The organism is Streptomyces sp. NPDC001787, assembly GCF_040297465.1.
Taxonomy (GTDB): domain Bacteria; phylum Actinomycetota; class Actinomycetes; order Streptomycetales; family Streptomycetaceae; genus Streptomyces.
The window spans coordinates 39,769-54,545 of sequence record NZ_JBEOZE010000048.1 but is presented as its reverse complement, the minus strand read 5'-3'; the positions used below and the strand labels follow the sequence as shown (position 1 = coordinate 54,545).

General features: G+C 71.8%; 13 protein-coding genes. 6 read left to right on the top strand and 7 right to left on the bottom strand.

All coding sequences use genetic code 11. From position 1 onward, the window contains the following. Positions 1 to 53: 53 nt before the first annotated feature. The 4 genes from ABT170_RS38410 to ABT170_RS38395 all read right to left on the bottom strand — a co-directional run bounded on the left by ABT170_RS38410 (position 54) and on the right by ABT170_RS38395 (position 4,100). The gene (locus tag ABT170_RS38410; RefSeq protein WP_329947237.1) at positions 54 to 851 is read right to left on the bottom strand and encodes a family 1 encapsulin nanocompartment shell protein; all 798 of its coding nucleotides are present in this window, start codon (positions 849 to 851) and stop codon (positions 54 to 56) included. Then, the gene (locus ABT170_RS38405) at positions 851 to 1,921 is read right to left on the bottom strand and encodes a Dyp-type peroxidase (protein ID WP_329947236.1); all 1,071 of its coding nucleotides are present in this window, start codon (positions 1,919 to 1,921) and stop codon (positions 851 to 853) included. The genes ABT170_RS38410 and ABT170_RS38405 overlap by 1 nt, the downstream gene beginning before the upstream one ends. A 120-nt stretch (positions 1,922 to 2,041) precedes the next feature. Continuing rightward, a complete protein-coding gene (gnd, locus tag ABT170_RS38400) occupies positions 2,042 to 3,484 on the bottom strand; it encodes an NADP-dependent phosphogluconate dehydrogenase (RefSeq protein ID WP_351875500.1) in 1,443 nt (480 codons plus the stop codon). Positions 3,485 to 3,587: 103 nt separating this feature from the next. Beyond that, on the bottom strand, positions 3,588 to 4,100 hold the full coding sequence (locus tag ABT170_RS38395; RefSeq protein ID WP_329947234.1) for a DUF5709 domain-containing protein: 513 nt from the start codon (positions 4,098 to 4,100) through the stop codon (positions 3,588 to 3,590). A gap of 404 nt (positions 4,101 to 4,504) precedes the next feature. Between ABT170_RS38395 and ABT170_RS38390 the strand changes: the two genes are divergently transcribed. Next, positions 4,505 to 4,657, top strand: coding sequence for a hypothetical protein (locus ABT170_RS38390; RefSeq protein ID WP_329947233.1), 153 nt, complete (start codon positions 4,505 to 4,507; stop codon positions 4,655 to 4,657). 216 nt (positions 4,658 to 4,873) lie between these two features. Then, entirely contained in the window at positions 4,874 to 6,349 is a 1,476-nt protein-coding gene (locus ABT170_RS38385; protein WP_351875496.1) for a UDP-N-acetylmuramoyl-L-alanyl-D-glutamate--2,6-diaminopimelate ligase, read from the top strand. A gap of 189 nt (positions 6,350 to 6,538) precedes the next feature. On the opposite strand, the gene ABT170_RS38380 is transcribed toward ABT170_RS38385, so the two are convergent. Beyond that, positions 6,539 to 7,186 (bottom strand): HD domain-containing protein, encoded by a 648-nt coding sequence (locus ABT170_RS38380; RefSeq protein WP_329947231.1) that lies wholly within the window; start codon positions 7,184 to 7,186, stop codon positions 6,539 to 6,541. Between the two features lie 376 nt (positions 7,187 to 7,562). Between ABT170_RS38380 and ABT170_RS38375 the strand changes: the two genes are divergently transcribed. Further along, a complete protein-coding gene (locus ABT170_RS38375; RefSeq protein ID WP_351875493.1) occupies positions 7,563 to 9,074 on the top strand; it encodes a carboxylesterase/lipase family protein in 1,512 nt (503 codons plus the stop codon). Between the two features lie 42 nt (positions 9,075 to 9,116). Here ABT170_RS38375 and ABT170_RS38370 read toward each other — a convergent pair whose 3' ends face one another. Next, a complete protein-coding gene (locus tag ABT170_RS38370; protein ID WP_351875490.1) occupies positions 9,117 to 9,272 on the bottom strand; it encodes a hypothetical protein in 156 nt (51 codons plus the stop codon). Between the two features lie 344 nt (positions 9,273 to 9,616). Between ABT170_RS38370 and ABT170_RS38365 the strand changes: the two genes are divergently transcribed. Further along, the gene (locus tag ABT170_RS38365) at positions 9,617 to 10,792 is read left to right on the top strand and encodes a S1 family peptidase (protein WP_329947228.1); all 1,176 of its coding nucleotides are present in this window, start codon (positions 9,617 to 9,619) and stop codon (positions 10,790 to 10,792) included. Positions 10,793 to 11,064: 272 nt separating this feature from the next. On the opposite strand, the gene ABT170_RS38360 is transcribed toward ABT170_RS38365, so the two are convergent. Next, a complete protein-coding gene (locus ABT170_RS38360; protein ID WP_351875488.1) occupies positions 11,065 to 11,706 on the bottom strand; it encodes a TetR/AcrR family transcriptional regulator in 642 nt (213 codons plus the stop codon). Between the two features lie 126 nt (positions 11,707 to 11,832). Between ABT170_RS38360 and ABT170_RS38355 the strand changes: the two genes are divergently transcribed. Then, positions 11,833 to 13,263, top strand: a complete 1,431-nt coding sequence (locus tag ABT170_RS38355) for an amidase (RefSeq protein WP_351875485.1) — start codon at positions 11,833 to 11,835, stop codon at positions 13,261 to 13,263. Positions 13,264 to 13,621: 358 nt separating this feature from the next. Then, entirely contained in the window at positions 13,622 to 14,737 is a 1,116-nt protein-coding gene (locus ABT170_RS38350; RefSeq protein WP_329947225.1) for a DUF1996 domain-containing protein, read from the top strand. Positions 14,738 to 14,777 lie beyond the last annotated feature (40 nt).

Here is a 14,777-nt window from a genome sequence, read left to right as displayed (position 1 = left end):
GCCCGCCGCCACGCCGCGCCCGCGTGGCCGACCGCCCCGCCGCCGCGGCCCCCTCAGGCGATGAGGGGGACCACGGCCTCCGGCGTCAGCATCCGGAAGGTGAAGGCCTGGTGGAAGTAGAGGCGGATGCTCGTGGCGTCGTGGTCCTGGTAGCCGATCGACAGATCCTGGCCGAGCCGCAGCTCGAAGTCGCCGCCACGGGTGGACAGCAGGACCCCGCCCGTGACGGCGGGCGCCCACAGGATCTGGTCGTCCAGCAGGCGCCCCAGATGGGTGGCCACCGGATAGCCGTGGTCGGAGGTCTCGGTGGCCTCGGTGAACGCGTCGGCGCCCAGCAGCAGCCGGTACGGTCCGTCGACCCCGGCCAGCCGCAGCTGCGTCAGGGCCTGGCTGACCGCCGCCGGGTAGTCCCGCGCATCGGCCGGCAGCGGGAGCGGGGTGTGCGAGGAACCGTCCCGCAGACCGGTGATCCCCGCCGCCGGGTAGCCGTCGATGACGGCCATGTCCTCCGCGAACGCACAGGTGCGGGCCGCGTCCTTGACGGGCTGCCAGTCGCTGTCGTCGGAACCCCGTTCGACATCGTCCACGGCCGCCCGGGTCACCGTGAACGGCACCTTCCACTCGATGAGCGGCATCGAGGTACGGGCCCTGGCCAGCACGTCCGGAGTGGGCGGGTCGATGTCGCGGAGGTGACCGTCGCCGATCGCGGCCAGCTCCGGCCCGTCCGGGTCCGTCACGTCCACGACCCGGCGGCCGGCGACATGGCGGCTGAATGTGCGCCGGGCCTCCTCCTCGATCTGGTCCCAGGCGGCTTCCGTGACGGGCGCGAGTTCGCGGTGGAGGTTGTTCATCACTGGGCGCTTTCTTGCAGGCTGCCGATGCGCAGCGAACCGTCGTCCGGGATCGCCGGGGCCGGTGCCCGCCGTACCGGCGCGGTCGCCGGTTCCGGGCGGGCCCCGGCCCCGGCGAGGGCGGGCGACGGCGGCGGGGCGTCGAGGAACTCGGCGCTGGGGGCGTAGAAGAGCGTGCCGGTGACCGCGGTCGAGAAGTCGAGGATGCGGTCGTGCGTACCGGGCGGATCGCCGAGGAACATGTTGCGGAGCATGCGCTCGGTCACTTCGGGGTCGGCCGCGTATCCGATGAAGTACGTGCCGAACTCGCCCTGTCCGAAACTGCCGAACGGCATGTTGGCGCGCAGGATGTCGCGCTCCGTACCGTCCGGGTCGGTGATCGTGTTGAGAGCGATGTGGGAGTCGGCGGGCTTCTCGGCGTCGGACATCTCGACGTCGTCGAACTTGGTCCGGCCGATCACCCTTTCCTGCTCATGGACGGTCAGCGCGTTCCAGGCCGCCAGATCATGCAGGTACTTCTGCACGATGACGTAACTGCCGCCCGTGAAACCGGGGTCGTCGTCGCCCACCAGGGCGGCGGACCGTGCGTCGTCACCCACCGGATTCTCCGTGCCGTCCACGAAGCCGAGCAGGTCACGGTGGTCGAAATAGCGGAAGCCCTGGGTCTCGTCGACGATCCGCACCGCGCCGCCGAGCCGCTCCAGCAACTGCCGGGCCCACTCGTAGCAGACGTCCATCCGCTCGGCCCGGACATGGAAGATCACATCGCCCGGCGTGGCCGGAGCGTGGTGGAGCGGGCCCCGCAGCTCCTGGAACGGATGCAGCCGCGCCGGGCGGGGACCGTCGAACAGCCGGTCCCAGGCGGCGGATCCGAACCCCGTCACACAGGCCAGCCCCGCGTCCGGGAAGCGGAAGCCGATCGAACGGCTGACCGCCGCGAGGTCGGGCAGCACCTCGCGCACGGCCGCCTCGCCCCCCGGTTCGATCGTGCCGACCAGAATGAGCGCGGCGTTGGTCAGCTGGGCGACCACGGGCTGGACCGCGACCGGGTCCGGGACGGCGTCGGGCATGCGCGCACTCCAGGGTTGGCGGGGGATCAGCGGGGCATCGGCGGGACCGAAGGCCGGCGGGGGCTCGCTGCCACTTACCCACACCCGCGGCCCGCCCGCACTCCGGGTGGCCCGGCCGGGTCACCCGGCGGGGACCTCCGACCTGTCGCCGCCCCAGAGCGTGTGGAAGGAGCCCTCCCTGTCGGTACGCCGGTAGGTGTGCGCGCCGAAGAAGTCCCGCTGTCCCTGGGTGAGCGCGGCCGGGAGCCGGCCGGCGCGCAGCCCGTCGTAGTACGACAGCGCGGCGGCGAACCCGGGGACGGGGACCCCCTGCCGTGCCGCCTCGGCGACCACCGCACGCCAGTCGTCCTGCGCGGCGCCGATCTCCCGTGCGAACTGTTCGTCGGACAGCAGGCTCAGCAGTTCCGGGCGGGCGTCGTAGGCCGACCTGATCCGGTCCAGGAACGCCGCCCGGATGATGCACCCGGCCCGCCAGATCGACGCGACGGCGCCGAGGTCGATGTCCCAGCCGTAGGCCTCGCCGCCCGCCCGGATCTGGTGGAAGCCCTGTGTGTACGAGACGATCTTGGAGGCGTAGAGCGCCTGCTCGACCCGGTCGGCGAAGGCCGCCGCCTCCGCCTCGCCCAGGGGCACGGCCGAGGGGCCCGCCAGACCGCGGGCCGCCTCCCGGAGGTCCGCGTGGCCGGACAGCGACCTGGCGAAGACCGCCTCGGCGATCCCGGAGACCGGTACGCCGAGATCGAGCGCGATCTGCACGGTCCAGCGGCCGGTGCCCTTCTGCTCGGCCCGGTCCTGCACGATGTCGACGAAGGGCCTGCCGGTGGCCGTGTCGGTGTGGGCCAGGACCTCCGCCGTGATCTCGATCAGATACGAGTCGAGCCGTCCGGTGTTCCAGCTGCGGAAGGTCTCGGCGATCCGCCCGGGGGAGTAGCCCGCGACGGCCCGCAGCAGGTCGTACGCCTCGGCGATCAGCTGCATGTCCGCGTACTCGATGCCGTTGTGCACCATCTTCACGAAGTGCCCGGCCCCGTCCGGCCCGATGTGGGTGGTGCACGGGGTGCCGTCCTGGGCCTTCGCGGCGATCCTCTCCAGCATCGGGCCCAGCGACTCGTACGACTCGGCGGAACCGCCGGGCATGATGCTCGGGCCGTGCAGGGCGCCCTCCTCGCCGCCGGAGATCCCCGTACCGACGAAGTGGATACCGCGTTCGCGCAGTTCCCCTTCGCGTCGGCGGGTGTCCTCGAAATGGGCGTTCCCGCCGTCGATGACGATGTCGCCCTCGTCCAGCAGCGGTACGAACTCCTGGATCACCGCGTCGGTCGGGTCCCCGGCCTTCACCATGATCACGAGGCGGCGGGGGCGCTCCAGGGCGGCGACGAACTCCTTCGGCGTGTGCGCGGCGACGAAGGTGCCCTCGTCGCCGAACTCCTCGACCAGGGAGTCCGTCCTCGCGGTGGTGCGATTGTGCACGGCGACGGTGAAGCCGTGGCGCGCGAAGTTCCGCGCGAGGTTGCGGCCCATCACCGCGAGCCCGGTGACGCCGATCTGCGCAGTGCCGCTCATCTGTGTACTCCTGTGATCTCGTGGGACGACGGGGACGTGAGGGAACGGCCGGGGTGGACGCGGGACGGGAGGACAGAGCGTTCAGGACGTGCCGGTGCCCGCCTCACGGTGCGGGGGAGGGGGCCGCGCCGTCACCGGTGGGCAGTGGCCCCTCGCCCGGCAGGCCGTCCTCCTCGTCCGGAATCACATACATGGCGGCCTCCTCCGCCGATGCCGCGGCGCCGTCGATCCCGACGTCCTGAGCGGTCAGGGTGTACGGAACGCTGCCGTCCGCCTGCTGGGTGAGCCGCCCGGCCCGGACGGTGCCGACCTCGGTGTCCCAGAGCTCGCCGTCCCCGCCGGGCAGGTCGCCGGGACCGTCGTCGGCGGAGACCGGGATCTCGGGCAGTTCCCTGGTCAGCCGGCTGTCGAGGGACTCGCCGGTGTGCTGCTCGGCCGCCGTGGTGCCCTGGTCGTCGACCGCCCACGGCCGGTCCGGCGGCGAGTACCCCTCGTCCAGGACATCCGTGATTCCCGAGGTGTCCAGGGTGTCCTCGACATCGAGCAGGTCGTCGGGGTCGGAGGCTTCCGGCTCCTGGGGCTGGTAGACGTCGTCCCCCCGGTCGGTGTCGGTCATGGTGTGTGTCCTTTCTGCCCGTCGTCACCGCATTCGGCAGTCCGCCTCCGGCAGTGCGCTCCGGCGGTCCGCCCGTGGCGGTCCACGTCGGCGGTCCACACCGGCGTTCCACTCCGGCGGGGCGGACAGCCCGGTGCCGAACGGCGCGGGCGCCCAACCGTCCCCTGTACGCAATTCCACTCCGGTCGGGCCGGGGCCGCAAAGGGAAGATCAGCACCCGGCCCGCCCGAAGCGGCGCCGCCGTGCCTTCCTCCGCAGCTCAGAGCCTGCGCCGGGTCCCGCCGGGCACGCTCCAGGGTTGCCCCCGCACGGTCGGGACAACCGTCGTCCGGGAGCGAGCACCCCGCGCGGGACCCGCGGCCCGCGCGGGCTCCGCCGCACCGGGCCGGACGTACACTCGGTCCATGGGTCGCACCGATGACGTGAGGAAGTGCCTGTCGAGGGCCGCCTCCGTGCTGCGCCCGGCCGCCGCCGCTCCGGCAGCTCCCGCAGCGGCGGCCATGCCCGCCGAGGGTGCCTCCGATACGCGTCGCACCGCTCTGCACGGCCACGGCTAGCGATCTTCCGCGGTTCCTGTCCGGGGCACTGCCCCCGACCCGCCCCCTTCACGACCCCGGCATGTGCGCCGGGCTGAACCCGTCGCGTCCGGCACCGGCCGGCCGCGAGACCCATCACCGGCTCCACAGCATCACCGCAGCTTCCGGCGCACCGCCGGTGCTGTTGCCCGGCGACGGCCGCAGGACCGGGCCCGAGCCGCCTTCGAAGGGATCACCGTGAAGCTGAGCGAACTACTGGCCGGGCAGGAACACCACGTGCTCCAGGGCGTACCGGAGCGGACCGACATCACCGCGGGGACCACCTTCGACGCGGACCGGGTCACTCCGGGCTCGCTCTTCGTCGCGGTGCCGGACCACCTCGCGGGTGGCCCGCATTCCGTGGCCCCGGCCGCAGCCCGAGGCGCGGTGGCGGTCCTGGTCGACGGGCAGGCACCGCCGCTCCCGGCCTCCGCGGAGGGTGTGTGCGCCGTCCGCGTACCGGACACCCGGAGGGCGGCGGCCGTCGTCGCCTCGCGGTACTTCGGTGAGCCGGGACGCGCGATGGACCTGGTGGCCGTCACCGGTACCAACGGGAAGACATCCGTCTCGTACATGGTCGAGTCGGTGCTGCGGATCTCGGAGGGCGCGAGGGTGGGGGTGATCGGCACCGCCGGGAGCCGGATCGGCGACGAGCTGATCCCGATGCCTCCCTCGGTACTGACCACGCCCGAATCGCCCGACCTCCAGTACCTGCTCGGACGCATGCGTGACCGGGGGACCGGCAGCGTCGTCCTGGAGGCCACCTCGATGGGTCTGCTGAACCACCGGGTGGACCGTACGTTCATCGACATCGGCGTCTTCACGAACCTGACGCAGGACCACCTCGACGACCACGGGACGATGGAGAACTACCGGGACGCCAAACTCCGCCTCTTCCAGGGACTCTGCCGGCGTGCGGTGGTCAACGCCGACGACGCGGTGGGCGCCGGGATCCTGGCGATGATGCCGGGCGAGGTGACCACGTACGCCCTGGACACCCCGGCGGACTACCGGGCCACCGACCTTCTCGTGGATGCCGCGGGCACCCGCTTCACCCTGCACCACGACGGCGTCAAGTATCCGGCGGCGATCCCCTCGCCCGGACGGTTCTCCGTCTCCAACGCACTGGCGACCGTGGCCGCCTGCCACCTCCTGGGTCACGATCTGACCGGGCTGGTCGGCGCGCTCGAACGGATGCCGCAGATCCCGGGACGCTTCGAGCGCCTCCACACCCCGCGGGGCACCTCGGTGATCGTGGACTACGCGCACTCGCCGGACTCCCTGAACAAGGTGCTGACCACGATCCGAGGCTTCGCCCGGGGCCGGATCATCACCGTGTTCGGCTGCGGCGGCGACCGCGACACCACCAAACGGGCCGCCATGGGGACCATCGCAGGTACCCATTCCGATCTGTGCGTCCTCACCTCGGACAACCCCCGGTACGAGGACCCGGACGTCATCCTGGACCAGATCGCTCCGGGCCTGGCGGCGACCGGCACCCCCTTCGAACGCTTCGCCGACCGCCGCCGGGCCATCACGTTCGCGCTGGAGCGGGCGGGCCGGGACGACATCGTTCTGATCGCCGGCAAGGGCAGCGAGCCTTACCAGATCGTCGGTGACGAACTGGTGCCCTTCAGCGACATGGCGACGGTGCGTGAACTGATGGGGACCTGAAGGGCTGTCCCGCCAGGAATTGCGGGACAGCCCTCAGGGCCCGTTGTCGGACGATCCCCCCGGCCGACGGACAGGCCGTGTGGGCGCGGGGCCTCCTCCGTGCGCTCCGTACGGAGGAACGGGCCCGGACGACGTGCGCAGACCCGGCGCGGCCCCGCGGGGTTGTTCCACCTCGCGGGGCCGCGCAGGTCATTCGGGCCAGGGGGAGTCGAGGATCGTACGAACGAAGTCACCGCGTGCGAAGCCGGGGACGAAGTGCTCCAGCACATCGGCCTTCACATTGCCGAACGTGGTCTCCGGCTTGCTCCGGATGCCGTCCGTGAACGCGGCGAGAATCTCCCGCTTGAAGTCCGGACGCGGATGGAGCGCGACGATCTCCGCCCGGTCGGCCTCGGAGATGTCCCCGAAACCGATGCCGAGCACGTCGTACTCCACACCGGCGGTCACCAGCGCCACTTCGGGTTCCATGTACGACGGAATGCCCGGGGTCGTATGCAGGGCGATGGCCGTCCACACCCGCCGGACGCTGTCCTCGGGCACCTGGTGCGCCTGGAGGAAGCGGCGGGCCTCGTCCGCGCTGTCCACCTCGAAGCGCCTGCCACTGGAACGGAACCGCTCGCCGAGCCCGAGGTCGTGGAACATCGCCCCGATGTAGAGCAGCTCGGGATCGAAGGAGAGGCCGCGGTGGTGCCCCTGGAGGGCGCCGAACCAGAAGACCCGGCGGGAGTGGTGGTAGATCAGCTCGCTCGTGGTGTCGCGTACCAGCTCGGTCGCTTCCCGCGCGAGCGTGGTGTCGGGTACGGGGACACCGGCCGCGAGAGGCGTGTCGGTCGTCATGGTGTTCACCGGCTTTCCGCTTCGTGGATCGTACGGTCATGGGGCGTGCGGTCGGCGGACCGCGCGGTCGGCGGCCGTGCCGTCATGGGCGGTGCCGCGGTCCGAGGGCTCGGCCCGGTGCTGCTTCGGAACGTACACCCCACCCATCCGGAGACCGGCCGTTCCCATGCTGTTCCGGGGCCGGCCGTTTTCCGGGCCGTGACCCGGTACTGCCGTGGCCTCGTACGGCAGCGGTTCCCCACACCGGCTCACACCGACTCACATCCGCAGTGCGTGAATCGTGGTGATCTTGGTGTTGGCGCGTTCGTCCGACCCGCTGACATGCTGAATCCGTGTCCGGAACGGAGAACCGGTGACGGAGGACGGGGGAGCAGCGGTGACTGAGTACACGACCAGGTCCGGACGGGTGCGTGGACGGACCGCCGCCCGGGACGACAGGATCGTCGCCGTGCTCGGCATCCCCTACGCAGCTCCGCCGTTCGGCGCGAACCGGTTCGGCGAGCCCCGCCCGGCGCGGCCCTGGGACGGGGTCCGGGACGGTGCGGCCTTCGGGCCGGTGGCTCCCCAGTCCGCCGAACTGCCGGGCGCGCCGGTCTGGTCACCCGGCGACGAGGACATCCTCACCCTCAACATCTGGACGCCGGGCACCGCGGGGGACGGGCTGCCGGTACTGGTCTGGATCCACGGTGGTGCCTATCTCTTCGGCTCCTCCGCGCAACCGGACTTCGACGGAACCGCGCAGGCCGGGTCGGGAGTCGTCGTCGTGACCCTCAACTACCGCCTGGGCTTCGAAGGTTTCGGCCATGTCCCGGCCCAGGAGGGCGAGACGCCCTGCCCCGACAACCGGGGGCTGCTCGACCAGATCGCGGCCCTGGAGTGGGTACGCGACAACATCGAGGCGTTCGGCGGCGCGCCGGGGAACGTCACCGTGGCGGGACAGTCCGCGGGAGCCACCTCGGTCGCCTGCCTCATGGCGATGGACCGGGCACGCGGACTCTTCCGCCGCGCCATCGTCCACAGTGCCGTCAACGCCTGCGCGTCCGTGGCGGAGGCCGCGCGCACCACCGCCGAAGTCGCCGCCGCGGCCGGTGTGCCCGCCACCCGCGCGGGACTGCTCTCCGCGCCGCCCCAGCTCCTCGTGGCCGCGGGCGACCGGGTCATGGACCGGTACCGCCGGGACCCCCGTTCCGGGCAGCGCCACTACGACCCGGCGGTCTACGGACCGGTCGCGGGCGGGGACACCCTGCCTCTCGACCCGCTCACCGCCTCGGCGGCCGGACTCACCCGGGCGGTGGACCTGCTGGTCTGCCACACCACGGAGGAGTACTGGCTCCTGGACGCCGTCGGGAGCAGCGCGAAGATCACCACGGAGGAGCAACTGGCCCTCTTCGCACGTGACTTCGGACTCCCTGCCGCGCTCGTCGACGGATACCGCGCACGGATGCCGGACGCTTCCGTACGAGGCCTCCATCTGGCCATCCATACGGATCTGCTCTTCGGCGAGTACAGCGGCCGGCTCGCCGACTTCCACGCGGAAGCGGGCGGCAAGGTGTTCATGTCGCGCTTCGCCCGGCAGCGCGGTGGTCAGGGGCGGCGGGTGCGCGCCTGGCACTGCGCGGACATCCCGTTCGCGTTCGGCAATCTCGACGAGGAGAGCGTCCACTTCCTGACCGGCGGCGCACCCGGTCGGGACGATCATGAGCTGTCGCGCCGCATGCTGGGGGCCTGGGCCGGTTTCGCCGCGCACGGCGATCCCGGCTGGCCCCGGTTCGCCGCCCCCTCCCGGGCGGTGCGGGTCTGGCGCACCGCCGGGGAGGAGGGCGCCGCGCCGGGCGGCGGCTTCCGCGAGCTGTGGGCGGAGTGCGGACTCCCGCTGCTGGCCCCGTGAGCGCTCAGTCCCCGCCCGGCCCGCCCTCGGTGAACGGGCCTGTCACAGAAGTCCCCTGAGGAACCCGAAGAACGCGCTCACCAGCAGGGCCAGCCCTACCAGGACCCCGATGATCACCACGGTGACCCAGGAGCAGCCGCCTCCGCTCTCCACCTCGTGCTCGTTCCGGCCGCCCAGCCCCCAGTCGAACAGATCCACGAACTTCCCCCTCTGCCGCCGACGGAGCCCCCCGGCTCCATCGGGATGCGCCTTCACCCCGTACGGCTGTGACAGCACGGCCGCGTACGACGGTGACAATACGGCCGCTGACGGTACGCCGGATGAGTACGCCTACTCAGCCCGCGTACCGCGTGGAGCCCCGTTCCGTCGCCGGTTCGCTCCTTGGTGTGGACCTGGCTTGATTGGCATGGACCTGCCTATCTTTCTGGGTTACAGTCCGTTGCGGTACATCTGAGAGCGCTCCCAGTCGACTGTTCCGGATGCGCTCCCGGATGCCTCCTGTTCCACCCCACGATGCTGGAACAACAGGAAGGTCCATTCCCTTGAGAAACACGACAGTTGTGCGGACCGGTCTGTCCGCGCTGCTCCTCCTCGGCGCCTGGGCGGCTGTGGGCCTGCCCTCCGCCTCCGCGGCGGATTCCCCCTCCTCCATCACCGGCACCCGGGCCTCCGTGCCCGCCGACGCCCCGGCCTCCGCGGGCCTGCTCTCGGCGATGCGGAAGGATCTCGGGCTGACGGAAAGTCAGGCACGGGCGCGGCTGGCCGCCGAGCGGACGGCGACAGCGGTGGAGCCGAAGGCGCGGCGCGCGGCAGGCTCCACGTACGGCGGCTCCTGGTTCGACGCGGGAACCGGCAGACTGACCGTCGCCATCACCGACGAGCGGACCGCGGCGGCGGTACGGGGTACCGGCGCCGATACGCGGCTGGTCCCGCACACCGCACGGCGGCTCGACGCCGCCAAGCGGCGCATCGACGCGCTGCCCGCACCGAGCGGTGTCAGCAGCTGGCACGTCGACCCCGAGGCGAGCAGCGTCGTCGTGAACGTGGTCGCCTCCGCGCGTGGTGACAACGATGTCCGGCGTTTCGTCGCGCAGGCCCGCGAGGCCGGTCCGGTCACGGTGAAGGAAACGGGCGGTGCCCCGCGGACCTTCGCCGCGGGCACGGTGGGCGGTGACCCGTACTACACCGGCAACGTCCGGTGCTCCATAGGCTTCTCGGTGCACGGCGGCTTCGTCACGGCCGGGCACTGCGGCCAGGCGGGCGGGGCGGTCCGCGGCTGGGACGGCTCGGACATCGGCAGCTTCCAGGGCTCGTCCTTCCCGGGCGACGACTACGCCTGGGTGAGTGTGGGCAACGGCTGGTGGACCGTCCCCGTGGTCCTCGGCTGGGGCACCGTCTCCGACCAGCTGGTCCGGGGCTCGGCAGAGGCGCCGGTCGGTGCCTCGGTCTGCCGCTCGGGCTCCACCACGCACTGGCACTGCGGCAGCGTGCTCGCCAAGAACGAGACCGTCAACTACAGCCAGGGCGCCGTCCATCAGATGACCAAGACGAGCGTCTGTGCCGAACCCGGTGACTCCGGCGGCTCCTTCATCAGCGGTGACCAGGCGCAGGGCGTCACCTCGGGCGGCTGGGGCAACTGCAGCGGCGGCGGTGAGACCTGGCACCAGCCGGTCAACGAGATCCTCAGCCGCTACGGACTGACCCTGCACACCGCCTGATCCACCCGGCCCGTGTCGCGCGGGGCGACACGGGTCCGGGGGCGGGCGCAGGACGCCCTCCGGGAGCACTCCGGCCGCGGGCGTCGGCGAGGTCCCACCCGGGTGGGCGAGGTACGCCCGGACCCCGCTGTCCAGCGGCACCACGGCCCCCCTCATCGCCGGATCGTCCCGGCCGGGAGGTGGACCGGCGGGGCGAAGCCTGTCCTGCGGGGCGACGGCCGACCCGGTTCACGTCGCTTCCCCGGCCCGATCCGTCCTGCCCTCATGGAGGTTCAGCGTCGGTCCGGGAGGTGCGATGTGGTGTGAGGGGGCCTGACCGGTCCCTCCCACAGGCCGGCCAGATGCGTGTGGAGGAGGTCGTGTGCCTCGTGCGGGGTGAGGTGGCCGATGAGGACGTGCGCGGTGAGGCCGTCCGCGAGGGCGAGGAGGGTGCGGGCCTCGCGTTGCGGATCGAGGGGCACGGCGGAGCCGGCGCTCTCGTCGGCTTCCGAGATGAGTCGGGCGAACACCTCTTGCAGGGCCGCGTAGTTCGCCTTCAGTGTTTTGGCGAGCACCGTGCTCACCGCGGCCTGCGCGACGAAGGCCAGCCAGACCCTGGCCTCGGCACGGTGCTCCTCCCGGAGCAGTGAGATCTCGTCGGCGGCGTGGCCCAGGGCGGTGCCTGCCGACTGGGCCGGGCTCCTGACGAGGCGGGCCCGTACGCGCTCGCCGATCCGTTCACCGATGTGCCCGAGAGCGAACACGAGCATTTCTTCCTTGGTACGGAAGCACCGCTGAACCGCGCCCATCGACACCTGCGCGCGGGCGGCGACGTCGCGAAGGGTCACACCCTCCAGCCCGCGCTCGTCGGCGAGATGGCAGACGGCCTCGGCGATGAGGCGGCGCCGGCCCACATGGTCCACGTGCCTGGGCATGCTCGGTCGCCTCCTTGTTCCACGGCACTCCGGTTCACCGCGCATTTTATGTGATGCGAACGCATCGGTTCCAGCGGTACCGTTCCGATGCAAGCGCATTGGTACGTGAACGAGGAGGGGAAAGCCATGCAGGACGCCCTGTGGACGATGTCGGCCACCGCACAGGCGGAGGCGGTGCGCAGCGCGGACGTCTCGGCCGTGGAGCTGGTCGAGAGCCACCTGGACCGCATCGCCGAGGTCAACCCGCAGGTGAACGCGGTCACTCAGCTCCTGGCGGAGCGCGCTCGGGAGGCCGCGGCACGGACGGACCGGCGACGGGCCGCCGGTGAAACGCTGGGGCCGCTCGCGGGCGTGCCGTTCACGGTGAAGGAGAGCACCGCGGTCGAGGGCGTGCCCACCACGTTCGGAGTGAAACGCTTCCGTGATCTGGTGGCACCGGCCGACGCGCCCCCGGTGGCGCGGCTGCGCGCGGCCGGGGCCATCCCCATCGGGCACAGCAACATCCCCACCCTGATCCTGGCCGGGGTGCACACGCGCAGCGAACTGTTCGGCGACACGGTCAACCCGTGGGACAGCGGCCGGACCCCGGGCGGATCCAGCGGAGGTGACGCGGTGGCCGTCGCCACGGGCATGGCGGCGCTCGGGCTCGGCAACGACTCGGGCGGATCGGTACGCGTCCCGGCGCAGTTCTGCGGCGTGGCCGGGCTGAAGCCGTCCACGGGCCGGTTTCCCGCCGACCACCGGATCCTCGGCCCGGACGACCCGGGTCCGGCGTCCCAGATGCTGGTCACCGACGGTCCGCTGGCCCGGAGCGTGGGTGATCTCCGGCTCGCGTACGAGGTGCTCGCCGGGACCGATCCCCGGGACCCGCGCGCCGTTCCGGTACCCGCCTACGGCGAACCGCTCGCCGGGCCGGTGAGGGTCGCGGTCGTGGCGGACCCCGGCGGACACGGTGTCCACCCCACGGTCCGCGCGGCCGTCGAGACGGCGGCCGACGCGCTCCGTGACGCGGGGTACGACGTGTGCGAGGTGCCGGACGTGCCACGCCTGGACGAGGCGCTCGAAGCGTACGGCCGGATCACCGTGACCGAGTTCGCCCCGAACTGGGCGGCGGTGCGTGAACTGCTCGGCAAGGGCGGGGACCGCTACATCGGGATGGCGATGGAGCAGACCCCGCCCGCGACCGCGGACGAGCTGATGAAACTGATGGGCACCTGGCTGAACATCCGTCGCTCCTGGGCCGAATTCCTCGACTCCTACCCGCTGTTGCTCGGCCCGGTCTTCACCGAGCCGCCGTTCGAGCCGGGGCTGGAATCGCGTGACAGGCCGGGGCGGGACCGTGTCGGGTCGGGAATGCGCCTGTGCACAGTGACCAGCTTCGTGGGCGTACCCGGTGTGGCCGTACCGACCGGGATGGCCGACGGGCTCCCCACGGGGGTGCAGATCGTCGGGCGCGCGTTCCGGGAGGACCTGTGCCTGGCTGCGGCCCAGGCGATCGAGGACCGGCTCGGAGTCCTCGCGCCGGTCGACCCGCGAGCGGGTGGCCGGGCCGATTGAGCCCGTGGGCCGTGGAGGGGTGCGCGGGACGGCCCGCGTACCCCTCCACGGCACGCAGCTACCTGCGCGGCCCCGGGCGCGACCGCGCGCCTCCCTCGTATGGCAACACCGCGTGCACTGTGCATCGTTCACGGACTATTGACACTCTCTCAGCGCCGGCGAAACACTTGCACGGCGCGGGAGAGCGCTCTCCCGCGCGGAATCTCCCGAAGAGTCCCGAGGAACCCCCCGACGAATCTCCCAGGAGTCACCGGCCCGTAGCGCGTGGGGCCGAGCGTCCTCCCGGCTGCACCGTCCAGCTCAACTCCCCCCACCGTGCACGCGATGTGCATGGCCGCAGAGCGGCATGGAGGTCCGCATGGCCGATAGATTCAGCAAATCCACCGCGGTGTCCGCGTTGATCGTGGTGACCGTCCTGGCCCTGGTCGTCACGGCGCTCACCGCGATCGGCGACGCCGGTGCCGAGACCGGTGTCACCGCCCGTCCCGCGTCCGGGCAGTCCGCCTCGATGTCACATGTCATGCGCGGGCACGCGATGGCGGCGTCCGCCCCCGTGGCCTTCGGGGACGACCCCGACGGGGACGGCTACATTCCGGCGAATCCGCCGGTCACCGGGGTGGAGCCGTCCACCGGGATACCCCCGCACCGCTACTTCCACGAGTTCCAGGCGAACTGTTCGGTCAGCCATACCGCGCCGGACGACCCGATCGTCTACCCGGGGCAGGCCGGAAAGTCGCACGACCACACGTTCATGGGCAACGACACCACCGACGCCGACAGCACGACCGCGTCCCTCGGTGCCGGCGGGACCGTGTGCAAGGCGCCGGGCGACCTGTCGGCGTACTGGATGCCGACCCTCTACAACGGGGACCGGGAGGTCCGGCCGGTCGGGCCGCAGACCATCTACTACAAGTCGGGTGTGACGGACTACCGGAGCGTGCGGCCGTTCCCCAAGGGGCTCCGGTTCGTCGTCGGCAGCCCCACGCAGACCGCCGAGGAGTTCCGCGATCACCCCGGCACGGTCGAGGGCTGGGAGTGCGGAGAGAGCTACCACAACACCGAATTCCCGGCGAACTGCCCGACCGGTCAGGATGTGCAGCTCAACCTGCGTATGCAGGCGCCCAGTTGCTGGGACGGGCGGAGTCTGGACACGCCCGACCACAAGGCGCACATGGCCTATCCGCTCGCCCAGGGCGCCAACCAGGACGTCTGTCCGGCCACCCACCCGGTGGCTCTGCCGATGATCGAGTTCAAGATGGCCTGGCCCGTCAACGGTGATATGTCACAGGTGAGGCTGGCCAGCGGTACCGGCCACTCCTTCCACTACGACTTCTTCAACGCGTGGGACGACGCCACCCTCGACGCCCTGGTCGACCACTGCGTCGTCGGCGGCCTGCAGTGCGATGCCCGCGGCTATGACCAGACCAACCCCGGTGCGGGGTCCGCGCTGAACGAGGACTACGAGCTGCCCTGACCCCGTCGCGCTCTCCTTCACGGGTGTGCCGCGCCCCTGG